Origin of the sequence: Sorangium sp. So ce385, from assembly GCF_051474135.1 — a bacterium.
Taxonomy (GTDB): Bacteria; Myxococcota_A; Polyangia; order Polyangiales; family Polyangiaceae; genus Sorangium; species Sorangium cellulosum_D.
The window spans coordinates 8,223,356-8,245,596 of record NZ_CP150337.1; the positions used below are offsets into that span (position 1 = coordinate 8,223,356).

Below are 22,241 nucleotides of genomic sequence, written 5' to 3' on the forward strand. Positions count from 1 at the left end.
GCTTGCTCCCTGATCACCAAGCGCCGTATGCGACGAGGCCAAGCTGTGCCGGCGTCACCGTCGGCGTCAGCGCGAGCTGATGTTTCGTGGGCTCAGTCCGCAGAAAAGAGAAATCCGTGAAGAACGAAGCCAGCGTCGCGGCGCCGACGAGACCGCTCGTCACCACCATCGCCGTGCCGAGCCCGGCGAAGAGGTCGCGCTCTCGTCGGAGGCGCGTCAGCTCGGAGCACGTCGCGGGCTTGGGCGGTTCCCGGCACACCCCCGGCGAGACCCCCGCCGCGTCGAGCCTCTTGTTCCGCTCGTCGAGGTCTCCATCCGTCGTGCTCGCGCGGACCATGAAAGCTGCGCCGAGCGTTCCTGTCGCCACGGTCGAGCCGATGCCGGCGATGCGCAGCGTTCCCGGCCAAGATGCCCACGGGCTCGAGGCCTGCGGGCGCGCAGCGGGCGAAGCGCTCGCGGCCTCCGGCGCCGCCGGCGCTTCCTTGGCGCTGCTCACCGGAAGGCGCGGCAGCTGCATCGCGATCTCGATCTCCGAGCCCGCGCTGGCGCTGACGACATGCAGCGCGTCCTCACGGCCAGGCGCCCGGGCCCGCACCATGTGTCGCCCCGGATCGAGGAACAGCTTGTAAGTCCGTGCGGTCCGACCGATGGATTTGCCGTTGATGAACACCTCGGCGTCCGGCGGATCGACGGACAGCAGGACTCGAAGGAGGTAAAACGCTGCCTTCGCCTGTCCGACTTCGAATCGTATCCGGACCTCGTCCGTGAGCGCATGGCCCTGCTCAAGGCTCCAGGCCAGGTGCTCCGCCGCCTCACGGTACTTGCGGAGCGCGAACGCACAGAGGCCCAGCTCGCCGGCGAGCTCCGCGCGCTCTCCGATCGCGCTGGGCACCGCCTCCGCAGCGTCGAAGGCCGCTTTGTAGGCGTCGTAGGCCTCGTTCCACTTCCCTAGCTTCCGCGCCTTCCGAGCACGGCCAACAAGGTCTTTCACCGCCGAACCAGCGGCTGGTGCCGGGGTCGAATGCTGTCCCTCCGCGTCGGCCGCGCTGGCCAAGCCCGTTGAGGCGCCAAGCGCTAGAAGAATGAAGAGCATCGGCCTACCGCGACGCATCCAGGGACGCTAGTTGCGCCTGGCGCACGACGTCAACCGAGATCCAATCGCTGGAGAGCAGCGCCTTGTGCGAGAATTTCGTGGTGAGTGGCGGAAAGGAACGGTTCTCCCTGGTTGCCGGTCAGCTTGTAGCCGGCCGGGGTGGCTGGAGCCACATTCTACCACATCGTCACACCGAGGTATCGGCGCCGCCGATCCCGACCGCTCCCTGTTCCTCCGCCGCCGTTACCATGACCGAAGCATGCCGCAGCAGCCCCCCCCGCCCGAACCGCAGCAGCAGCCCCCGTCCCCGCCCAAGCCGCCTTTCTCCCTCGCGGACGGCGCCATCGCCGCCCTCGTGGCCACCGGCTACGGCGTGCCCCTGCTCGCGGCGCTGCTCTTCGGCGCGACCGTGCTGGCCCGACTCGGCGGCGCCCTCTTCCTCGCCGTGGCGCTCGGCATCGCAGGGTGGCTCGGCCTCACCGTGTGGACCTACCGCGCCATCCGCCGCCGCGGCCGCCGCCCCTTCCAGATCGCCTCCGAGGTGCTCGCGCTCGTCCTCCTGCCCGCCTGGGGCATGGCCTACAGCCACGACGCGAACCACGCGTGCGAAGTCCAGGCGTGCGACGCCGGCACCACCGCCTTCCGCCCGCTCGCCGAGCCCGAGGTCTACGGCCTCCTCGCCCTGCACGCCCTCACCGCCCTCGCTTACGCCACCTCACGGCGCCGGCCCGCAGCGCTCCCCGGCCCCGCGGAGCTCGCCATCCATGCTGCCCTCCTCCTCGGCCTCGCCCTCCACGCCCTCCTCGCCGTGCACTTCGGCCCCTGGGTCGTCGCCGGCCTGCTCGTGCCGCCGCTCTTCCTCCCCTGCATCGCGCCGGCCATCACCATCGTCCTCTACGCCGTCGAGCTCCGCGCCCGCCTCGTGCGGCGCGGCGTCGAGGCCAGCGCCCCCGCCCCGCTCGCCGCCGCGGACGCCGCCTACCGCGCCGGACCGCCCCAGGTCCCGCTCCCGCCGCCCCCCACCATCCACCGGCCGACCCTCTGGCGCGCCCTCGCCGCCTCCCCGGTCCTCCTCGGGGTCCACGCCGTCGTCCACGCCGCGTGGCTGGGACACCCCTCGGCCGCGCTCCAGGTCTTCACCCGCACCTGCGGATACACCCTCTCGCAGCTCCCCGTCGTCGAGCTCCCCGGCGACTGCCATTACCTGTGCACGGTCGCGGCGCGCGGCCACGCCTGGCTGGTGCGCCCGATCCGGCTCGGGCGGCGGGGCGGCACGCCGATCCTCGTCAATCGCCAGCTCGCGATCGCCAACGCCTTCGAGGACCTCCTGCACGAGCGCTGGCCGCGCTTCGGACGCGCGGCGCGCCGGCTCTACGACCGGCTGGGGCTGCCCGTGAGCCGGTACATCCGCGCCGCCTGGGCCGCCGATCTCGTCTACCTCGCGATGAAGCCCCTGGAATGGGCGTTCTACCTGGCGCTCCTGCTGCTCGACCCGCGCGCCCCCGAGGCGCGGATCGACCGCATGTACCGCTGATCGCCGGGCCGCCGCGACCGCCGCCGCCGGGCGGCGCTTCGTGCACGGGTCGAGCGGCGAGCTCTGACGACGTCGGCATCGTGCTCCCCTCGAGCATCGCCGGCACGCCGGGAGACGACTTCGGTTATTGCAACGTGAGCTCGGCGCTCGACGTGAGCCCAGCGCGGCAGAGCCGCCTCGACGACATGGACTCTCATCGATCCAGATTGAATCGCGCCGGAGCCTCCTCGGCGGACCGCTCGACGAAGATCCGGCGCAGCTTCTTGCACAGGGTCTGCGGCGCCGCCGCCTTGCTCGGCGGCGTGCTGCACGGCTGCGGCGGCGATGGGAGCGACCCCAGCGGGATCGGGCTCGAGGACTTCGTCCGCGTGGAGTCCGAGCTCCACTGCCGCCTCTCTTATGAATGCTGCTCTGCCGCTGCCCTCGACAACCCCTTCCTCGCGACGTCGAAGGAGACCTGCGTGCAGTTCAGGTACGGCATCCAGCAGGCGGGCCTGCTGCCGACCCTGCGCGCGTCCGTCGCGGCGGGGCGCCTCGTCTATTACCCCGACAGGATGCGCGCCTGCGTCGATCGGCTGAACGGCGCCGGGTGCGCCGCGACCGACGCCGACTGGCTCTGCCTCTTCGACGTGTTCGAGGGGCAGGTGCCGCTCGGGGGCGAGTGCACCGTCGAGCACGACTGCCAGAACTGGCATTGCGTCAAGCCGGACCCGGACGCCGAGGTGGGCACCTGCGCGCCGTGGTCGCCCGACGGCGCGGCGTGCGAGACGTTCGTCGAATGCGACAGCGGCCGGTGCGACATCTTCGGGACCGACACGTGCGGGCCGCGGCTCCCGGAAGGGAGCGACTGCGTCCTGGGCCCGGACTGCGAGACGTACAACTGCCTCGAGGACACGGGGACGTGCGGGCCGCCGCTCGACGACAACGGGTGTCCCGTCGACGGGCTGCTGCTCGACAACAAGACGCCGGCGGGCAGCTGGTACTGATCGCGTCGCGCGCGGCGCGCGGGTCATGACGCGGATAGCGGCGCTTCGCCGCGCGGCGCGCTGGCATCCGGCGTCGGCTCACCAGCCGGGGTCCAGCGGCGGCTCGACGGGAGCGAAGTCGCTCACGTTCTCGAGATCGAGATTGCCCGCCCCGCCGTGCCGAAAACAGGCGGTCGATCCGTCGGCGCGCACGGCGCACAGCAGGTTGTAACCGCCTTCTGCGAACACGTACCGCGCGGGAGGGACTGGCATGTCCCGACCGTCGTACCGCTTGCAGACGAGGGCATCCTGCTCGTCGATGGCACAGACGACGCCGACCGTCGCGGTGATCGATCGATAGCGCCCCGATGGAAACGCGGGCAGGTCCGGCCCCACGTCCAAGTTGCCGACTCTATCGGCGGGAGGCCTGTAACACGAGATGGTGCCGTCCGTCCGGAGGCCGCAGAAGATGCCAACGCTCAGCGCGAGCTCCGCGAAGTCGTTGCCGGGCGGCGGCGTGACGAAATTCGACAGGACGGTGCCGTCCGCTCGAACGGCGGCGTACATACCTTCCCACGCGCAGTACACGCGCGAAAATGGCCCGCCTTCGACGGAGCGGACGTGCGGGCCGTCCGGCTCACGCGGATGGTAGAGGAACATCTCGAACGCGCCGTCGGACCGGAGCGAGCAAACCCCGACGTCGCCCCACATGTTCGTCTGACGAAAGGTGACGGCCGGCGAAGGGCTCTCCGGAATCGTGAACTCGGCCGCACGCAGGCGGCCATCCTCGGTGAGCCCGATGAGCCCGTGCCGCGTGAGCTGGACGCGCCGGTAGATCTCGTCGGGCAGCGGCGGGGCACCGACCGCGTCGCTCGACGCCGGCGATCCCCAGCAGCGATACGCGCCGTCCGCCTTGGTGACGCAGTAGCTCCCGATGTCGTCATCCACGGCCACCGTCCGTGCGCACACGAAGTCCGTCTCGATCCAGGCGCCATCCTCCGCGCACGTCTCGCGGCGGAAGCTCCCGTTACAGCGCGCTTCACCGGCCGAGCACGCGCCGGAGGAGGCGTTCGGCCCGTCACCATGACCGGTCGAGCTCGACGGATCGTCAGGCCCGGTCTCCGCCGAGCCATCGTGCTCCAGGATCGTCGTTCCCCCGCATCCCCCGGTCACCAGGAGCAGTGCGCTCGCCCAGAACCCCGCCGTTCTCCGCAAGCTCGCCATGGCCGAAGAATAACCGAGGCGTATCCCGGCGGCGCCAGAAAAACGCGCTGTGCCAGGGGCACGGTCGCGCTGCTCGAATCCATGTCCAAGACATGATTCGCGCTCCATTTGATCATTTCGATGCAAGGGGATCGAGCGCCGAGGTCCAGGTGTCGCGGACCCGATCGGGCAACGATTTGCTGTGGCGCGCTCCGCCGAGCAACACCTTGCCGGCAAAGTGTTGCCGAGGTCGCGACGCTCGGGGCCGACGCGCTCCTTGGAGCTCGTCGCCGCCGCCCATCGCGGACGACGATCGCGCGCGCTTTCCGCAGGGCCCCGGGCGCGCCCCGATCGGCTCGCCATCGCCCCCGAGGTGCGGCCCCGCCGAGCGGCTCGCTCCGGAGCATGGCACACGGCCTGCTGAGCGTGCTGGAGCAGTCGCGGTCGCGCGAATCGCAGTCACCCCATCGAGCTCTCCAGGAGGTCCGCCATGACCAACGCTCCCTCACGCACAGGTCTGTTCCTCGTCAGCTATGACATCGCCACTCCCGCCATCGGGTCGCCGAACCTCACCCTCTCGCTCACCGTCAATACGGTCCACAAGCTCGTGAACGGCTTCGGGCAGATCACGCAGGCGGTGAGCCCGCCGCTCGACTTCCACACCCGGGTCGACGGGACCTTCACGTACATGACGGTGATGCCCGACGTCACGCACATCCTCGTCGTCGCGACGGGCTACCCGCCGGTCCAGTGGCCTCCGGGCGGCGGCGTCGGCCCGGTGCTGCAGTCGAATTTCGAGCTCCGCATGGTCCTCGACAAGGGCTGGCAGGGTGGGACCGCGAGCTACAGCTTCGTCGAGGCGTCGGGGCGCCGGGTCGAGATCGAGAAGGCGGTCGTGACCAGCTCCGGCCAGAAGGGCGGCCCGATCCACACGCTCTACGGTCCCGCGATGCAGGAGGCCGCCGCGAGCGGCGATCTCGCGCGCATGAAGCAGCTCGCCGCGCAGGCCGAGCAGCACCTCTCGCAGAGCGCCGAGATCCAGTCGGCGCTCGCCGCGCTCAAGGCGGAGATCGGCCGGAGCGAGCGCGCGCGCTGAGACGCGCGGAGGCGCGCCTCCGCCCGGTTCGCCGGGCGGAGGCGCGGTCCGCCCGCGCCCGGAGGAGACCATGAGCCGAGCCGTTCGCGATCGAGAGACAGACGACTTCCGGAGGAACGTCCCGGTCCACGCGGTCTGGGAGATCACCCTCGCCTGTGATCTCAAGTGCCGTCACTGCGGCTCCCGCGCGGGCGCGCGGCGAGACCGCGAGCTCGACACCGCGGAGTGCCTCGAGGTCGTCGCGGCGCTCGCCCGCCTCGGCACGCGCGAGCTCTCCCTGATCGGCGGCGAGGCGTACCTGCGCAGCGACTGGATCGAGATCATCCGCGCGGCGCGCGCCGCGGGGATGCGCTGCGCCGTACAGACCGGCGGCCGCAACCTCACCGAGGCGCGCCTCGCCGCGGCGGTGGGGGCGGGCCTCCAGGCGGTGGGCGTCTCCATCGACGGCCTCGCTCCGCTCCACGACGAGCTGCGGGGCGTGCCGGGCTCGTTCTCCCGCGCGATCGACGCCGTGCGGCGGGCGCGGGCGCACGGGATCGCCGCCAGCGTGAACACGCAGATCGGCGCCCGCACCATGGAGGATCTGCCGGCGCTCCTCGACGCGATCGCCGCCGCGGGCGCGACGCACTGGCAGATCCAGCTCACGGTCGCGATGGGCAACGCCGTCGACAACGACGCCGTCCTGCTCCAGCCCTACCAGCTCCTCGAGCTGATGCCGCTGCTCGACCGGCTCTACCGCGAGGGGCTCGATCGCGGCCTGCTCATGGTGGTCGGCAACAACATCGGTTACTTCGGCCCCTTCGAGCACCGCCTGCGCGGCGTCGGGGACGAGTCGGTGCACTGGACGGGCTGCGCGGCGGGGCAGAACGTGATCGGCCTCGAGGCCGACGGCACGGTGAAGGGGTGTCCGTCGCTCCGCACCTCCGGTTACGCCGGCGGCAACGTGCGCGATCTCCGGCTGGAGGACATCTGGAATCACGCCGAGGAGATCCACTTCGGCCGGCTGGCGACGGTGGACGCCCTCTGGGGCTTCTGCCGCACCTGCTATTACGCCGATGTCTGCCGGGGCGGCTGCACCTGGACCGCGGACTCGCTGTTCGGGCGCCCGGGGAACAACCCGTACTGTCACCACCGCGCCCTCGAGCTGGACCGGCGCGGCCTCCGCGAGCGGGTCGTCAAGAAGCGGGAGGCGCCCGGCGCGCCGTTCGCCATCGGCGAGTTCGCGCTGATCGTCGAGCCCGTGCCCGGCCGCGAGGGCGCGTCGCCCGCGCCGCCCGTGACCGCGGCCACGGGCGGCCTCGTCCAGCTCCGGCGCCGCCGCGACGGCGCCGCCGCGCCGCGCGACGGCCGCGTCCCGCCGCAGCTCGCCCCGTGCCGCGCCTGCGACCGGTACATCTACCCGCGCGAGGCGACGTGCCCGCATTGCGGGGCCGACGTCGCCCGCGCCGCGGCGGCGCACGCGGAGGTCGTGCAGCGCCGCCGCGCCCTGATCGAGCGGCTCGAGCGCGCGCTGTCCGGGGCCGCCGCGGCGGAGCTGCGCTGACGGGTCGCGAGGGTCGCGGCGGGGGTCAGCGGGAGCCGTGCATGGGCGCGCCGAACGGGGCGCCGGTCATGCCGCCGTCGACCACGATCTCGGCCCCGGTGATGTTGGAGGACTCGTCGCTGGCCAGGAACAGCGCCACCGCGGCGACCTCTCCCGCGTCGCCCATCCGGCGCAGCGGGATCGCGGTGGCGAGGCGCTCCTCGAGCGCGGCCGCCGCCGCGGCGTCGGGCGCGAGCTCCGACCAGATCGGCGTGCGGTGGGCGCCGGGCGTCACCTGATTGACGCGGATGCCGCGCGGCGCGAGCTCGGACGCCAGGACGCGCGTCATCGCGCGGACGGCGCCCTTCGTCGCCGCGTACGCCGACCGGCCCGGCATGCCCATCACGGCGTGCACCGAGCCGTTCAGGATGACCGACGCCCTGTCGTTCAGGTGCGGCGCGGCCGCCTGGACGGTGAAGAACGCGCCCGTGAGGTTCGTCCTGATGATGCTCTCGAACGCCTCGAGGCTCGTCCCGCCGAGCGGGGTCGCGCCGCTGATGCCGGCATTCGCGAACACGATATCGATCTTGCCGAACGCCTCCACCGCCCGGACGACCGCTCGCTCGATCGACGGGACGTCCTGCACGTCGGCCCGGATCGCCAGGAGGTGCTCGCCCAGCTCGGCCGCCGCAGCGTCGAGCGTCTTCTGGCTGCGGCCGGTGATCGCCACCTTCGCTCCCTCGGCGATGAACGCGCGCGCCGTCGCCAGCCCGATGCCGCTGTTGCCGCCGGTGATGAATGCCGTCTTTCCCTTCAGTCGCATGGTGGTCTCCAGGTCAACGAGGTCTCTTGCTCTCGGCCCCGCCGGCGGCGGCTCTCCGCGCCGTCACCGGGGAGGGGTCGCCGCTCTCACGCCGCCGCGCCGGCGCCGAAGCGCGCCGCCGGCTCGCGGTGATGCATGTCCGCCCTCCACGACGGCCGGCGGTGTTGCCGGCCCACGGAGGAGAACATAACCTGCGGCCTGCATGTCCGACATGTCGAAGATGCAACGTTTCAGGACATTCGCGTCGTCGCGGACGGGTGAGCCATGAGGACCATCGGACTGGTCGTTTACCCCGGCTTCTCCGCGATGAGCCTCGCGGTGACGACCGTGTTCGAGACGGCCAACCGTCACGTGGGGGCGCTGGAGTACAAGCTCACGCTGCTGTCGGAGCGGGGCGGGCCGGTGGCGACGTCGATCGGGGTCGAGATCCAGACGGCGCCCTTCGGGCGCCGCGCGTTCGACACGCTGCTCGTCGCCGGCAACGCCGAGGGCTCGCCGGGCCCGCCGGGCGTGGCGCGCTATCTTCGCGCCGCCGCCCGGCGGACGCGCAGGATCGCGGGCATGTGCACCGGCGCCTTCGCCCTGGCCGCGGCCGGGCTGCTGGACGGCCGGCGCGCGACAACGCACTGGTACTTCGCGCGCGGCTTGCAGCAGAAGCACCCGAGCGTCGCGGTCGACGACGATCGCATCTTCATCGCCGACGGCCCGATCTGGACCTCGGCCGGCATGAGCGCCGGGATCGACCTCGCGCTGGCGCTGGTGGAGGCGGACCTCGGCGTCGAGGTCGCCCGGATGGTGGCGAGGAAGCTCGTCGTCTATCACCGGCGCGCCGGCGGCCAGTCGCAGTTCTCGGCCTTGCTCGACCTCGACGCGAAATCGGACCGCGTCCAGACCGCGCTGGCCTACGCGCGGGAGCACCTGAGCGCGGACCTGTCCGTCGAGGAGCTGGCGCGCGCCGCGCACCTGAGCCCCCGCCAGTTCAGCCGCGTGTTCCGCGAAGAGACCGGGCAGTCGCCGGCCAAGGCCGTCGAGCGGCTGCGCGTCGAGGCCGCGCGGCTGATGATGGAGTCCGGCCGGTTCTCGGTCGACGAGGTCGCGCGCGAGAACGGCTTCGGCAACCGCGAGCGCATGCGGCGATCGTTCGTCCGGGCCTTCGGGCAGCCGCCGCAGGCGCTCCGCCGCGCGGCCGGGCAGCTCGACGGCTGATCCTGAGCGGCGGCGGGCGAGGCGGGCGCGATCGCGTCACGGCGCGCGCGGCGACGACTCCGGGGCCTCGGCCCTGCGGGCGAGGGTGACGTACCGGAGGAGCAGGCTGATCGCGGACCAGAGCGCGAGCACGGCGAGCGGCCAGGCGAGCAGGCGCGGAAAGTACAGGGCGACCGCCGCGCCGCCGAGCAGCAAGAGCGCCCCGCCGAGCAGGATCGCGCCCTCGGCCGCGCCGAGGACACGGCGGTTGGTCATCGCCGCGCCCACGGTGTTCGCGAGGCGCAACGCGCCCGCGGCGGAGCGCCCGGTCCCGGCCCCCTGCGGGCGGCGCCTCCTGTCGTGGACCGCGCGGCGCCGCGCGTGGAGCACGATCTCGGTCGCGCCGCGGAGATCTTCCTCGTACTGCGCCTGCATGCGCACGGCGAACTCCTCGTCCTCGATCGCCACGTCGATCTCGCAGTTTTCCAGCCAGCTCGCGATATTGAGGTTGCTCGACCCCACGCGCGCCCAGCGGCCGTCGGCCACCGCGGTCTTCGCGTGGAGCATCGAGCCGTTCCACTCGTAGACGCGCACGCCGGCCTCGAGCAGCGGGCGATAGCCGGCCCGCGACAGCCTGCCGATGGCCGGAACGTCGCTCGTGCCCGGGACGAGCAGGCGCACGTCCACGCCGTCGCGCGCCGCTGCGGTCAGCGCCTGGACGTACGGCGCGACGCCGACGAAGTACGCGTCCGTCAGCCAGAGCGTCCGCTGCGCCAGCGCGGCGACCATCTGATCGAGCCGGTAGAGCCCGGTGGTGCTCGGCAGCTTCGCCACCACGCGCAGGTCCACGGGGCCGACCGCCGGCGGAACCTCGGTGAGGACGGGCAGGTCGGGGGGCAGGCTTTCGCCGAGGGTCGCCCAGTTGTCGGCGAACGCCTCGGCGAGCGCGCGCACCGCCGGCCCCCGCACGGCGATGCCGGTGTCGCGCCACGGCGGCACGCGGCGCGCCGCATCGCCGAGCCATCTGCCGCTGACGCAGACGCCGGAGACGAAGCCGACCTCGGCGTCGACGACGAGCAGCTTGCGATGATCGCGCGCCACCCAGCCGAACGGGCTGGTGAAGCTGAAAGGGTTGTAGGTGCGGACCTCCCCGCCCGCCGCGCGCAGCGGGCTCCAGAAGTGGTCCGTCGACGCGCCAAGGCAGCCGAACCAGTCGCGGATCACGCCGACGCGGACGCCCGCCGCGGCGCGCTCGGCGAGCGCGTCGCGGAACTCGCGCGCCAGCGCGTCGCCGTCGAAGATGTAGTTCTCGAACAGGATCGAGGTGCGCGCGGCCCGTATCGCGGCGAGCCATGCGTCGAAGTTCGCTCGCCCGTCGATCAGCAGATCGACCCTGTTGCCGCCGATGAGCGGCGCGCCAGCGACCCGGCTGAAGGTCTGCCGTGCGACGGCGCGCAGCGGCGCGTTCGTCGGGGGGATGCGCGCAGGGGCGCGAGCGGCGGTCATGGCACACGTTCAATGCCAGAGTTTTCGTGCCCCGTCGCGCGCCGCGTCGACGGTGGCGGGGATTGCCCGACGAGCGCGGCCGAGGTGACGCGGTCGCGCCGCCGGCGCGGCGCGCTCAGCCCTTCCAGGCGACGCGCTTCCCCGCGGCGGAGGCCTCGGCGATGGTGTCGACAAGCCGGTGGAGCTTCAGCGCGTCGCGGAACGTCGGCGCGACCGAGGTGCCCTCCGCGAGATCCTTCGCGAAGGCCGCATACAGGTGCGCTATCTGGTGCGCGTCGTCCGACAGGCCGGCTCGGGGGATCCAGGACAGGCGCTCTGGCGTCGGGATCGGCTGGAGCGGCTGCCCGTCGCCGCGGGCGCCGGAGAGGCTCAGATCGTGGGACAGGACGAGATCGCCCTCGGTGCCCGTGAAGGTGCAATTGAGGATGGGACCATTGCGCTTCCCGGTCTCGAAGTGGGCCGACACGACCGCTCCGCCCACGAGCGTCCCTGAGAGGAGCGTCTGGTCCGGCGCCGTCACCGGCACGACCTCGCCCGTCTCGATCACCGTGGCCTCGTCGAACTGGCGGGCGACGACGCTGGACAGGCTCTCGAGCTCGCCGACCGCGGAGAGCACCGTGTCGAGGAAGTGCGCGGCGACGATCGTGAGCACGTGGGCGCCGTTCTTCGCGTCGGCCGCGTACGCGTCGGCGCGCGGCCGCCGCGCGGCGGCCATGGGCAGCGCGACGTGCATCGTCACCGAGCGCAGCCGGCCCACGTAGCCCTCGGCGATCAGCTCGCGCAGGTGGAGCACGCTCGGCGCGAGGCGCCGCTGGAGCCCGATCGCCGTGCGGATGCCGGCGGCCTCGGCGGCCTCGGCGAGCTCGGTGGCCTCGGCGAGCGAGACGCCGAGCGGCCACTCGCAAAAAATGTCCTTCTTCGCGGCGATGGCGGCGCGCACGGGCCGCGCGTGCTCGGGCGCGCGGACCGAGACGACGACGAGATCGACGTCGGGGTGCTCGATCAGCGGCTCGGCGCGGTCGAACGCGAGGCGCGCCCCGAAGCGGCGCGCGGCCTCGTCGGCGCTCGCCTGCCTCGTGGTGCTCACCGCCGTGAGCTCGTACGCGCCGCCGAGCGCCGCCAGCGCCGGCACGTGCGTCGCCACGGCCCAGCCCCGGTCCGGGCTCGCCCCGATGATCCCCACGCGAATCCTCTTCGGTCCCCTGATTCCGCTCATGGTCGCTCCTCGATGGGCCGCTCCGGTCGATGGGCCGCTCCGGCCCAACCGGAGGGCCGCTCCGGCCCAACCGGAGGGCCGCTCCGTTATAACCGGAGGGTTGCTCCGTTTAACATACGGAGGGATCCTCCGTTTTGCAATGCCCTCCGCGCGATCGACCTCGACCCCTCCGTCCGCCGGCGCGAGCGCGCCGTCTTCTGCCGGCGCGAGCGAGCCGCAACGCCCGCTCCGCGCGGACGCGCGGCGCAACCGCGAGCGGCTCCTCGTCGCCGCCGACGCGGTGTTCACGGAGCGCGGCGCCGACGCGTCGCTGGAGGACGTCGCCCGGCGCGCCGGCGTCGGGATCGGCACGCTCTACCGGCATTTTCCCACGCGCGAGGCGCTGCTCGTCGCGACCGTCGAGGATCAGCTGCATGCGCTCGCGCGGAAGACCCAGGCGCTCGCGGGGTCGGCGTCGCCGGGCGACGCGCTGGCGGAGTTCATCGCGGCGTTCGTCGCGCACGCGAGCACCTACCGCGGCCTGGCGACCTCGCTCGGCGTCGCGTTCCACGGCGGCTCGCCGGCGTGCTGCGCGGCCTCGGAGGCGGCCTCCCACCTGCTCTCGCTCGCCCAGGCAGCAGGAGAGATACGGCGCGACATCGACCTGGACGACATCGTGAGCCTCGTGACGGCGATCGCGCTCGCCGCGCAGCAGCCGCCCGAGGGCCCGGCGCGCGCGCAGCGCCTCCTGGCGACCTTCCTCGCGGGGCTCCGGACGCCCTCGTCTCCGCCGCAGGCGCCTGCCTCGCCCAAGCGGGCGCGCAAGGGCGCTCCAGCGCCTGCCGCCGGCCGAGGCGGCGCCGCGGCGTCGCCGGGCAGCAGCGGTGGGCGCCGGCGCGCCGTCAGGCAGCGCTAGAGCGACCCGCGGCAGTCATCGCGACGCAACGAAGGTCGCGAGCTTTTCGGGGTTCATCATCCAGTAGATGCGCTCGATGCCCTCGGCGGACGCGTCGATGGACGCGAGCGCCACCGCGACGCCGTCCCGGCGGACGAGGACGGACGGCTGGCCGTTCGTCTCCAGCCACGTGACGGTGGTGCCCGGCCAGAAACGGCTCGAGAAGCCCGCGACGAGCTTCGCGACGCGCTCGCGGCCGTGCACCGGGACGCGGACCGCCATCCGCACGCGTCCGTTGCTGTCCGTGGTCGACGCGACGTCGGCCGCGAAGAGGCGCTCGAGCGCGGAGAGGTCCCCCTTCTGCGCGGCGGCGATGAAGCTCTCGAGGAGGCGCCGCTGCTGCTCGACGCCGACCGGGGCGCGACGCTCGCCGGCGAGGTGCTTCCGCGCGCGGACGAGCAGCTGGCGCACGTTCGCCTCGCCGAGGTCGAGGATCCCGGCGATCTCCTCGTACGGGTAGTCGAACACCTCGCGGAGCACGTACACCGCGCGCTCCGTGGGCGAGAGCTTCTCGAGGAGCACGAGCACGGCCAGGGCGAGCCCCTCCTGCGTCTCGGCGCCGAGCTCCGCGCTGGGGCTCGTGTCGATCGGCTCGGGCAGCCAGGGCCCGACGTACGCCTCGCGGCGGACACGCGCGGACTGGGCCACGTTGATCGCCAGGCGCGTGGTGGCGGTCACCAGGAACCCCGTCGGCTCCTGCACGGTCGCCCGATCGGTCGCCTGCCAGCGGACCCAGGTGTCTTGCACGACGTCATCCGCCTCGGCCCGGCTGCCCAGGATCCGATACGCGATGCCGAGGAGCCGGGGCCGCAGCGCGAAGAACGGGTCGGCCGCAGGCTGCGGGCCTTCGGGGACGCGGGGCGCCGTCACTTTTCTTGCTCCGACCTGTCACAAGGCGGCGGGCTGTCCGGTCCTCCCCGCAACGGAGCATCCGGTCGGGATGCGCGAACCAGGAGAATCGTCATGAAGGTCGTCGTGTTCGGGGGTAGCGGGCTCATCGGGAAGAAGCTGGTCGGGATCCTTCGCGAGAAGGGCCACGAGGTTACACCGGCGTCGCCCTCCACGGGCGTCGACATCTTGACCGGCGCCGGCGTCGCCGAGGCGCTCCGCGGCGCCGAGGTCGTCGTGGACGTCGTCAACGCGCCCTCGTTCGAGGCCGATGCCGCGATGAGCTTCTTCCAGAGGGCGGCCGGCGTGATCCTGCCCGCCGAGGCCGCCGCAGGCGTCCGCCATCACGTCGCGCTCTCCATCGTGGGGGTCGACCGCCTGCCGACGAGCGACTACATGCGCGCGAAGGTGGCGCAGGAGGCGGCGATCCGCGCGGCAGGGGTGCCGTACACGATCGTGCGCGCGACGCAGTTCTTCGAGTTCGTCAACGCGATCGTCGACGCTGCGACGAAGGGCGATACGGCCACGCTGACGCCCGCCCTCCTCCAGCCGATCGCGGCCGACGACGTGGCGGCCGCGCTGGCCGCCATCGCGGAGGAGCCGCCCAGGAACGGCATGATCGAGCTCGCCGGCCCCGAGCCGCTCGGCCTCGACGAGCTCGGCCGTCGGTGGCTCGCGGCGAAGAAGGACCCGCGCAAGGTCGTCTCGGACGCCGCAGCCGAGTATTTCGGCGCGCAGCTCGACGACCGCTCGCTCACCCCCGGCCCGGCCCCGCGGCTCGGAGCCCTCCGCTTCGATGCGTGGCTCGCGCGCGCGTGAGGAACCGACCGCGGCGTCCGGCGTCACCGGCTCGCGTGTCAGAAATGCCGATCGTGGGGTTGAGCACGTGCCGCACGGTGATGTCGCCGCCGCCATGGCGCCGGCCCCGGCGATGTCGAGCACCGCCTCAATCGCCCCTCGCGGGGGTGTAGAGGTCGGCGGTCGCATGAGCGTGGAAACTCCTGCCCATGCCCCCGGAGATCAGCACCTGACCGCCCGGGAGCAGCGTGGCCGCGTGGCCGAAGTGGAGGGTGCTCATCGACGCGGCGGGCGTCCAGGCGTCCTTTGCCGGGTCGTAGAGCTCCGTGCTCGCGAGCGCGGTGTCGACGGCGAACACCCAGCGCCCGCTGCCGCCCGTGACCAGCACGCGGCCGCTCGGGAGCAGGGTGGCGGCGTGGCCGAAGCGCTTCCGGCTCATCGGAGCAGCCGCCGTCCAGCGGTCCGCCGCGGGGTCGTAGACTTCCGTGCTCGCGAACCCGGCGCCTTCGCGGAGCGCCCCGCCCGCCACCAGCACCTTGCCGTTCGGCAGCAGCGTGGCGCTGTGCGACCGGCGCCCGGTGGTCATGGGCGCCGCCGCCGTCCAGGCGCTCGTCGCAGGGTCGAAGAGCTCCGCGCTCGCCTCGGCACCGTTGCTGCTCCCGGCGCCGGCGACCAGCACCTTGCCGCTCGGCAACAGCGTGGCGGTATGCCCTGAGCGCTCCTCGCGCATGGGCGCCGCCGCCATCCAGGTATCCGCCGCCGGGTCGTAGACCTCCGCGGACGCGAGGCGGTCCCCACGGCCGTCGTTGCCGCCTGCCACGAGCACCTTGCCGCCCGGCAACAGCGTCGCCGTGTGGCGCCCGCGTACACCGCGCATCGACGCCACCGCGGTCCATGTGTTCGCCGCCGGGTCGTAGATCTCCGCGGTCGCGAGGGCGTCGAATCCATTCTTCTTGTAGCCGCCCGCCACGAGCACCTTGCCGCTCGGCAGCAGCGTCGCCGTGTGATTCTCGCGCGTCGTGCTCATCGGCGCGGCGGCCGTCCATCGGTTGGTCGCCGCATCGTACACCTCGGTCGTCGCGAGGACGTTGTTGCCGGATTCGCCGCCCGCGACCAGCACCTTGCCGTCTGGCAGCAGCGTCGCGGTGCTCGCCATCCGCCCGGCGCTCATCCGTCCTGCGGCCGTCCACGTGCCTTCGTCGCACCCCGGCGCGTCCAGCGCCTGGGCCGGTTCGGAGCGCCCTTCCCCGCCGGTGCACCCGGATGGGAGCAAGAAGAGGGCGAGGAGGAGGACGCGCGGCATCGTTGAATCAGGTCGCATGGCTCGGTTTCCAGGCAGGAGGTCGGGATCATTCAGGCTCGGCTGCTCCGGGCTCGGCGCCGGGTCACGGGGCAGGGCCTCCGGGCGGGTCGTAGCGCTCCGCGCTCTCCAGGCCTCCCCACCAGTCGCGGGTCCGGTTGTGGCCGCCCGCGATCAGCACCTCGCCGCCCGGCACGAGCACCGCGGTGTGCTGCTGGCGCGCCTCCTTCATCCGGCCCGCGGCGATCCAGAGGTCCGCCGCCGGGTCATAGATCTCCGCCGTCGCAAGCTCTTGCTCCCCGTCGATTCCGCCGACGATCAGCGCCTTGCCGTCCGGCAGCAGCGTCGCGGTATGCGCTGACCGCGCCTCGCGCATCCACGCCGTGGCGGACCAGGTATTGGCCGCCGGGTCGTACACCTCGGCCGTCGAGAGCTCGCCGCCTTCGCCTCTGCCGCCGACGACCAGCACCTTGCCGCTCGGCAGCAGCGTCGCCGTGTGCGCTGCCCGCGCCCACGACATCGGCGCAGCGGCGGTCCAGGCGTCGGCCGCCGGGTCGTACACCTCGGCCGTCGAGCGGCTGTCGATCCTGTTGTCCTCGCCGCCGACGACCAGCACCTTGCCGCCCGGCAGCAGCGTCGCGGTGTGCATGGAGCGCACGACGCTCATCACCCCGGCGGCCGTCCAGGCGTCCTTCTCCGGATCGTACACCTCCGCGCTCGCGAGGCGATCGCTGCCGCTGCGCCCGGAGTGTCCCCCCGTCACAAGCACCTTGCCGTCGGCGAGCAAGGTGGCGGCGTGCTCGGCGCGCGGCGCGCTCATCGTCCCAGCAGCCGTCCAGGTGTCCTTCTCCGGGTCGTACACCTCCGCGCTCGCGACGGGTTCGCCGTCGCGCTTCCCCCCCGCCAGCAGCAGCCTGCCGTCGGCGAGCAAGGTGGCCGTGTGCTCGGCGCGCGGCGCGCTCATCGGCCTTGCCGCTGCCCAGGTCTTGCGCTCCGGATCGTAGACCTCCACGCTCTCCATGCCCACCAGGTGCTTGACCTCGCCACCCACGACGAGCACCTTGCCGTTCCGCAGCAGCACTGCGGCGTGATAGACGCGCGCGGCGCTCATCTGCCCTGCGGTGGTCCACGTTCCCTGCGGCTCGGACCCGCAGGCGGGCGCGGGCGTCGCGTCGGCCGCGGCGGGCGCCTCGCCGGAGAGGCCTGGAGGGTCGAACCCGGCGGCGCCCGCGGCCAGCAGCAGGGTCACGGACAACGGGAGCAATGACTTCCTCCTCAGCTCGGGTCGCATGAGCGCAGCTCCAGATGGGCGGCGGCGTCGCGCCCACTCGATCACGGCGCCGCGCGAAGGCACAGCCGGTCGAGCGGACCCGAAGGTCCCCGCCCTCGCTGTATCTAGTGCACCCCTGCCGCGTTCAAAGCCGCGGGAGCGCGCCGGCGGCGCGAAATATTGCAGGTTCTCCGACGGCTGCCCGGTCTCTGTTCCGGCGGATAGGTAGGCGCGCATCTCTGTCCGCGCGGAACGGTTGACCGGCGAGGATGGCCTGCTGCGCGATCATGTGCGCGACCGATTGCGCGCTGGTCGCGCCCAGCGAGAGCGCATCGGTGAGGGTGCTGTCGCCGTCCACCTCCGGATGCAGGTTGGGCGGCCATGCTGAGTGCTACAGCTCGAGCTCCTGCGCCCATTGTGGTCTTCGACGACCACTTCTACGCGGTGCCGTATGCGCACGTGCACCAGGAGGTCTGGATCAGGGCGACGGTCGCGACGGTCGAGGTCCTGCTGTACACCCGCCGGATTGCGCCGCACCCTCGCTCGCGAGCGCGCGGCAAGCACTCGACCCTGCGTGAGCACATGCCGAGCGCCCACCGGGCGCATGCGGAGTGGACGCCCTCGCGCCTGCTCGCGTGGGCCGAGAAGATCGGCCCGGCAACCCGGCAGCTCTGCGCGGCGATCCTGGCCGAGCGGCCCCACCCCGAGCAGGGCTTCCGGTCCTGCCTGGGCCTGCTGCGCCTCGGCAAGCGCTACGGCCAGGAGCGGCTGGAGGCCGCCTGCGAGCGCGCCGGGCGCGTCCGCGCCCGCGCCTACCGGCACATCGCGTCCATCCTGAAGAACGGGCTCGATCGCTTGCCCATGATGACGGGGCCCCCGTCGCCCCCCAACCCATTGACCACGAGAACATCCGTGGCCTTGACTACTGCCTCAACTGATGGAGAACGACGTGTTGACCGAACCCACGCTCGAGAAGCTCAAGAGCCTTCACCTCTATGTCATGGCGAACACCTGGGTGGCGCAACGGACTGACGCCGCGATGGCCGAGCTCGACTTCGACGGCCGCTTTGCGCTGAATGCCTTCGGCATCCCCGATCAGACATTCGGCGATGAGAGCGCCAAGGGACCGCTCACGGAGCTGCTGCTCTGAACGCTGCTCGTCAGCGAAAGGTCGAAGCAGGAACGAGACGCGCGGGCGTACCGCCTGAGGCTCGTCGGCGCGCTCGAAGGGCTCCTCACGTCGGCGCGCGCCGCCCTCCCCCGCCCGCTCTCGTTCGGCGAGGCCGGCCTCAGCCGGCTGGATCGCACGAGGTGATCTCGAAGTGCCCGCACGTGGCGAGGTCCGTGCTGCCGGAGCCGACGGAGAGATCCCACGAGAGGCCCGAGGGGGTACCGACGAATGGCTCGACCGTGATCGTGCCCTCGACCTCGTCGGGCCCGATCCTCGCGCGCGCGGTGCCCCGAGGCGTCTCGACGTCGACGATGAAGGTGCCCGGCTCTCCGTCCCATCCCACGATCCCCGTGACGAGGACCTCCTCCAGGTTCACGTCGGGTGACGCCACGCAGGCCGAGGCGGCGCCCGGCCAGATCTCGACGAAGAGCACCAGCCCGCCCTCTCCGCAGCGCGTCAGCGAGAAGGTCTGGCCGGGTGGAACCATCCGGCTGGGCCCTGCGCCGCCGGGCCCAGCGTCTTCGGAAGCGCCCGCGCTGCTCGAGCTGCTGCCCGAGCCACCGCCGCCCCCGGAGCCCTCGGAGCTGCCAGCCTCCGGGGGCGTGGTCACGGATCCGCCGCACCCAGCAAGCGTGACAACGAGCAGACAAGCATGGAGACGCATCGCCACAGCGTACCGACCAGGACGCGCGAGCACAAGCGCGCGACGCGGCTGCGCGGCCACGCCCCAATGCCGGGCGAGGAGCCGCGTCGCGAAGCGGCCGCCGAGCAGGCCGTGATGCGGCGTGACGCGCACGCCGAACGCGTCGATTCACGTCGAGGCTGCCGCCGAGCCTCGGAAGGAAGGCGCGATAGGACTACATGTCCTGAACGACCGCGGACGCCTGCTTCAACGCGCGGCTATCGCGCAGCGGCGCGTTGCCGAACATGCGCGAATACTCGCGGCTGAACTGCGAGGCGCTCGTGTAGCCGACGCGGTACGCCGAGACCTCGGCGCCCATGCCCTCTTCGACCATCAGGCGGCGCGCCTCGAGCAGGCGCAGGCGCTTCTGGTACTGCAGCGGGCTCATCGCGGTGGCCTCCTTGAACCGCTTGAAGAACGCCGCCCGGCTCATCCCCGCGGCGCGCGCGAGCGCGGCGATATCGACGTCCTCGTCGAGCGACGACTGCAGGCGATGGACCGCCTCGGCGATGCGGTGCGCCTGGCTGCCCGCGCGCACGAGCTGGCGGATCGCGGGGCCGTCGGCGCCTTTCAGCAGGTGGAACATCAGCTCCTTCGTCACGAGCGGCGCGAGCACGGTCGCGTCGTCGGGCGTCGCGAGCAGCGCGCCCAGCCGGACCGCGGCGTCGAGCATACGGTCGCTCGCCTTGCCGATGAACATCGCGCGCCCCGGGCGCTCGAGATCGTCCGGCCGCGCGCGGTCGAGCTGCGCCGCGACCTCGCGCAGCGCGACCGCATCGAAGTCCAGCTTCAGGCACAAGAGCGGCTGCGCCGGCGACGCGCCCACGACCCGGCTCGTCACCGGCAGGTCGATCGGGCTGACGATGTAGTGCGGCTCGCGCTCGCGATACACCTGCCCCTCGAGCAGGATCTCCTTCGTGCCCTGCGGGACGATGCAGATCGACGCGCGCCAGTGCCGCTTCGCGCGCTGCTGGGGACGCGAGACTTTGATGCAAGTAATTCCGGGCACCGGCGAGGCGTGCACGCCGTCGCCGGGGCACCACCGTTCGACGAGGTCCTTCAGCCGATCGCGCGCGGGGCTCACGCTGGCAGCCTAGCCCCGCGTAGACGATCGGGCAAGAACTGGAGACGGCCGTGTATTTCGCGCGCGCCGCGCAGGTGCCATGGTGAGCCTCGAACCAAGGAGGTCTGTATGCGTATCTTCCTCACGGGAGCCAGCGGCTTCATCGGCTCTGCCATCATCCCCGAGCTCGTCCGCGCCGGCCACCGCGTGCTCGGCCTCGCGCGCTCGGGCGCGTCCGCCGAGAAGCTCGCCGCCGCCGGCGTCGACGTGCACCGCGGCGACCTCACGGATCTCGATAGCCTGCGCCGCGGCGCCGCGGCCTGCGACGGGGTGATCCACTGCGCGTTCCCCCACGACGACTTCAACGATTACGCCAACAACTGCGCGAAGGACCGCGGCGCGATCGAGGCGCTCGGCGGCGCGCTCGCGGGCTCCGGTCGCCCGCTCGTCATCGCCAGCGGCATTGCGCGCCTCACGCCGGGCCGCGTCGTCACCGAGGACGAGACGCCCGACGAGTCGACCGGCGGCCTGCGGGCCGCCTCCGAGCGGCTCGCCCTCTCGTTCGCGAGCCGCGGCGTACGGGTGTCCTCGCTGCGGCTGCCGCCATCGGTCCACGGGGATGGCGACCACGGGTTCGTCCCGATGCTGATCGAGATCGCGCGCAAGGCCGGGCGCTCCGGGTACGTCGGTGACGGCGAGAACCGGTGGCCCGCGGTGCATCGGCTCGACGCCGCGCGGCTGTTCGTCCTCGCGCTCGAGAAGGCGCCGGCCGGCGCGCGGCTCCACGCGGTCGGCGACGAGGGGATCCCGACCCGCGCCATCGCCGGCGTGATCGGCCGCAAGCTTGGCCTGCCGGTCGAGTCGGTCCCGAGGGAGGATCTCGGCTGGCTCGGCGGGTTCTTCGCGCTCGACACCCCCGCGACGAGCGCGCTCACGCAGGCGCGGTTCGGCTGGAAGCCCGAGCAGCCCGGATTGCTCGCCGACCTCGAGCACGGCGCCTACTTCGCGCGCGCCTAGGTGAGCTCATGGCGAGGGCCCGGTGCCGGGAGGGCCGGCGAGGCGGTCAGCCCCTGCTCAGCGGCCGCGCGATCTGGACGATCTTCTCCCGCGCGAACCTGCACGCATCGTCGTCGTCCGTGGCGGCGGGCCAGAGCAGCTCCATGTACCCGGGCGGGATCTCGAACGGCAGGGGCTTGGTCCGGAGGTGCGGCCTGACGGCGCGGATGTCGGCGGCGACGATCTCGGGCACGGTCGCCAGCATCGCGGTGCCGTCGATCAGCGCGCCCAGGTTGGAGAAGGTCGCGACGGAGCACCGGATCCTCCGCGTCTTGCCGAACGCGTCCTCCACGAAGCCGCGCAGGTCCCCGTTGTAGGAGACGATGACGTGTTCGTGCGCGAAGTACTCGGCCTCGGTCAGCTTGCGCAGGCGCGCGTGGCGCGGGTCGTAGAGGCAGGTGAAGCCGGTCTTCAAGAGCCGCTTCCGGCGGACGTTCGAGGGCAGATCGTCGGCGACCGTGATCGCCGCGTCGACGCCGCCCGCGAGCGCCGCGCCCACGGTGCGGAACTGCACGGGCACGGCGACGACGCGCATGCGCGGCGCCTCGCGCTCGAGCGCGCGCAAGAGCGGCGGGAGCAGCCACACCTCGGCCGTGTCGGAGAGCCCGAGGCGGAGGGTGCGCTCGCACGTCTTCGGGTCGAAGCTCGGCGGCGAGAGCGCGGCCTCGATCAGGGCGCCGAGGTGCGGCTTCAGCGCCGCGCGCAGCCGTTCGCCGCGGCCCGTCAGCGCGAGCCCGCGCCCGCTCCGCACGAAGAGCGGCGCGCCGACCGTCGCGGTCAGGCGCCGGAGCGCGGCGCTCACCGCCGGCTGCGTCAGGTACAGCCGGCTCGCCGCCTCCGTGACGCTGCCCGCCTCGGCGACGACGGCGAAGACGCGGAGCAGGTTCAGATCGAGGTTCTTTCCATAAACATCAGGCATGTCGGGAATACATACTA

At 72.6% G+C, this 22,241-nt stretch carries 20 protein-coding genes; 9 read left to right on the top strand and 11 right to left on the bottom strand.

The window, feature by feature from the left end; genetic code table 11:
* Nucleotides 1–13: 13 nt before the first annotated feature.
* On the bottom strand, nucleotides 14–1,093 hold the full coding sequence (locus WME83_RS29920; protein WP_437313114.1) for a PEGA domain-containing protein: 1,080 nt from the start codon (nucleotides 1,091–1,093) through the stop codon (nucleotides 14–16).
* 259 nt (nucleotides 1,094–1,352) lie between these two features.
* On the opposite strand from WME83_RS29920, the gene WME83_RS29925 reads away from it, so the two are divergent.
* Nucleotides 1,353–2,627, top strand: coding sequence for a DUF6688 family protein (locus WME83_RS29925; RefSeq protein WP_437313115.1), 1,275 nt, complete (start codon nucleotides 1,353–1,355; stop codon nucleotides 2,625–2,627).
* A gap of 80 nt (nucleotides 2,628–2,707) precedes the next feature.
* Nucleotides 2,708–3,613, top strand: a complete 906-nt coding sequence (locus WME83_RS29930; RefSeq protein WP_437313116.1) for a hypothetical protein — start codon at nucleotides 2,708–2,710, stop codon at nucleotides 3,611–3,613.
* Nucleotides 3,614–3,691: 78 nt separating this feature from the next.
* On the opposite strand, the gene WME83_RS29935 is transcribed toward WME83_RS29930, so the two are convergent.
* On the bottom strand, nucleotides 3,692–4,816 hold the full coding sequence (locus WME83_RS29935; protein ID WP_437313117.1) for a hypothetical protein: 1,125 nt from the start codon (nucleotides 4,814–4,816) through the stop codon (nucleotides 3,692–3,694).
* A gap of 469 nt (nucleotides 4,817–5,285) precedes the next feature.
* On the opposite strand from WME83_RS29935, the gene WME83_RS29940 reads away from it, so the two are divergent.
* Nucleotides 5,286–5,891 carry a DUF1842 domain-containing protein gene (locus WME83_RS29940; protein WP_437313118.1) on the top strand — a complete coding sequence of 202 codons (606 nt, stop codon included), beginning with the start codon at nucleotides 5,286–5,288 and terminating at the stop codon, nucleotides 5,889–5,891.
* Between the two features lie 70 nt (nucleotides 5,892–5,961).
* Nucleotides 5,962–7,434 carry a GDL motif peptide-associated radical SAM/SPASM maturase gene (locus WME83_RS29945; protein ID WP_437313119.1) on the top strand — a complete coding sequence of 491 codons (1,473 nt, stop codon included), beginning with the start codon at nucleotides 5,962–5,964 and terminating at the stop codon, nucleotides 7,432–7,434.
* Between the two features lie 25 nt (nucleotides 7,435–7,459).
* Here the strand turns inward: WME83_RS29945 and WME83_RS29950 are convergent, their stop codons facing one another.
* Nucleotides 7,460–8,236: a glucose 1-dehydrogenase gene (locus tag WME83_RS29950; protein WP_437313120.1), complete on the bottom strand. Its 777-nt coding sequence runs from the start codon at nucleotides 8,234–8,236 to the stop codon at nucleotides 7,460–7,462.
* A gap of 264 nt (nucleotides 8,237–8,500) precedes the next feature.
* Between WME83_RS29950 and WME83_RS29955 the strand changes: the two genes are divergently transcribed.
* Nucleotides 8,501–9,442 (top strand): GlxA family transcriptional regulator, encoded by a 942-nt coding sequence (locus tag WME83_RS29955; RefSeq protein ID WP_437313121.1) that lies wholly within the window; start codon nucleotides 8,501–8,503, stop codon nucleotides 9,440–9,442.
* Nucleotides 9,443–9,478: 36 nt separating this feature from the next.
* Here the strand turns inward: WME83_RS29955 and WME83_RS29960 are convergent, their stop codons facing one another.
* Complete coding sequence (locus WME83_RS29960; protein WP_437313122.1) at nucleotides 9,479–10,927, bottom strand: phospholipase D-like domain-containing protein; 1,449 nt, start codon at nucleotides 10,925–10,927, stop codon at nucleotides 9,479–9,481.
* 115 nt (nucleotides 10,928–11,042) lie between these two features.
* Nucleotides 11,043–12,143 (bottom strand): Gfo/Idh/MocA family protein, encoded by a 1,101-nt coding sequence (locus tag WME83_RS29965; RefSeq protein WP_437313123.1) that lies wholly within the window; start codon nucleotides 12,141–12,143, stop codon nucleotides 11,043–11,045.
* Nucleotides 12,144–12,282: 139 nt separating this feature from the next.
* Here WME83_RS29965 and WME83_RS29970 point away from each other — a divergent pair, with 139 nt between their 5' ends.
* Nucleotides 12,283–13,038 carry a TetR/AcrR family transcriptional regulator gene (locus tag WME83_RS29970; RefSeq protein ID WP_437313124.1) on the top strand — a complete coding sequence of 252 codons (756 nt, stop codon included), beginning with the start codon at nucleotides 12,283–12,285 and terminating at the stop codon, nucleotides 13,036–13,038.
* 15 nt (nucleotides 13,039–13,053) lie between these two features.
* On the opposite strand, the gene sigJ is transcribed toward WME83_RS29970, so the two are convergent.
* Complete coding sequence (gene sigJ, locus WME83_RS29975) at nucleotides 13,054–13,947, bottom strand: RNA polymerase sigma factor SigJ (protein ID WP_437313125.1); 894 nt, start codon at nucleotides 13,945–13,947, stop codon at nucleotides 13,054–13,056.
* Between the two features lie 93 nt (nucleotides 13,948–14,040).
* On the opposite strand from sigJ, the gene WME83_RS29980 reads away from it, so the two are divergent.
* Nucleotides 14,041–14,784: an SDR family oxidoreductase gene (locus WME83_RS29980; RefSeq protein ID WP_437313126.1), complete on the top strand. Its 744-nt coding sequence runs from the start codon at nucleotides 14,041–14,043 to the stop codon at nucleotides 14,782–14,784.
* A gap of 127 nt (nucleotides 14,785–14,911) precedes the next feature.
* Here WME83_RS29980 and WME83_RS29985 read toward each other — a convergent pair whose 3' ends face one another.
* Together WME83_RS29985 and WME83_RS29990 are read right to left on the bottom strand one after the other, a co-directional pair.
* Nucleotides 14,912–16,084, bottom strand: a complete 1,173-nt coding sequence (locus tag WME83_RS29985) for a Kelch repeat-containing protein (protein WP_437313127.1) — start codon at nucleotides 16,082–16,084, stop codon at nucleotides 14,912–14,914.
* A 64-nt stretch (nucleotides 16,085–16,148) separates the two neighbouring features.
* Nucleotides 16,149–17,327 carry a Kelch repeat-containing protein gene (locus tag WME83_RS29990; RefSeq protein ID WP_437313128.1) on the bottom strand — a complete coding sequence of 393 codons (1,179 nt, stop codon included), beginning with the start codon at nucleotides 17,325–17,327 and terminating at the stop codon, nucleotides 16,149–16,151.
* Between the two features lie 423 nt (nucleotides 17,328–17,750).
* Here WME83_RS29990 and WME83_RS29995 point away from each other — a divergent pair, with 423 nt between their 5' ends.
* On the top strand, nucleotides 17,751–18,365 hold the full coding sequence (locus tag WME83_RS29995; protein ID WP_437313129.1) for a Mu transposase domain-containing protein: 615 nt from the start codon (nucleotides 17,751–17,753) through the stop codon (nucleotides 18,363–18,365).
* A 257-nt stretch (nucleotides 18,366–18,622) separates the two neighbouring features.
* On the opposite strand, the gene WME83_RS30000 is transcribed toward WME83_RS29995, so the two are convergent.
* The gene (locus tag WME83_RS30000; protein WP_437313130.1) at nucleotides 18,623–19,114 is read right to left on the bottom strand and encodes a hypothetical protein; all 492 of its coding nucleotides are present in this window, start codon (nucleotides 19,112–19,114) and stop codon (nucleotides 18,623–18,625) included.
* A 247-nt stretch (nucleotides 19,115–19,361) separates the two neighbouring features.
* Nucleotides 19,362–20,270, bottom strand: a complete 909-nt coding sequence (locus WME83_RS30005; protein ID WP_437313131.1) for an AraC family transcriptional regulator — start codon at nucleotides 20,268–20,270, stop codon at nucleotides 19,362–19,364.
* A 108-nt stretch (nucleotides 20,271–20,378) separates the two neighbouring features.
* Between WME83_RS30005 and WME83_RS30010 the strand changes: the two genes are divergently transcribed.
* Nucleotides 20,379–21,266: an SDR family oxidoreductase gene (locus WME83_RS30010; RefSeq protein ID WP_437313132.1), complete on the top strand. Its 888-nt coding sequence runs from the start codon at nucleotides 20,379–20,381 to the stop codon at nucleotides 21,264–21,266.
* 46 nt (nucleotides 21,267–21,312) lie between these two features.
* On the opposite strand, the gene WME83_RS30015 is transcribed toward WME83_RS30010, so the two are convergent.
* Entirely contained in the window at nucleotides 21,313–22,224 is a 912-nt protein-coding gene (locus WME83_RS30015; RefSeq protein ID WP_437313133.1) for a LysR family transcriptional regulator, read from the bottom strand.
* Nucleotides 22,225–22,241 lie beyond the last annotated feature (17 nt).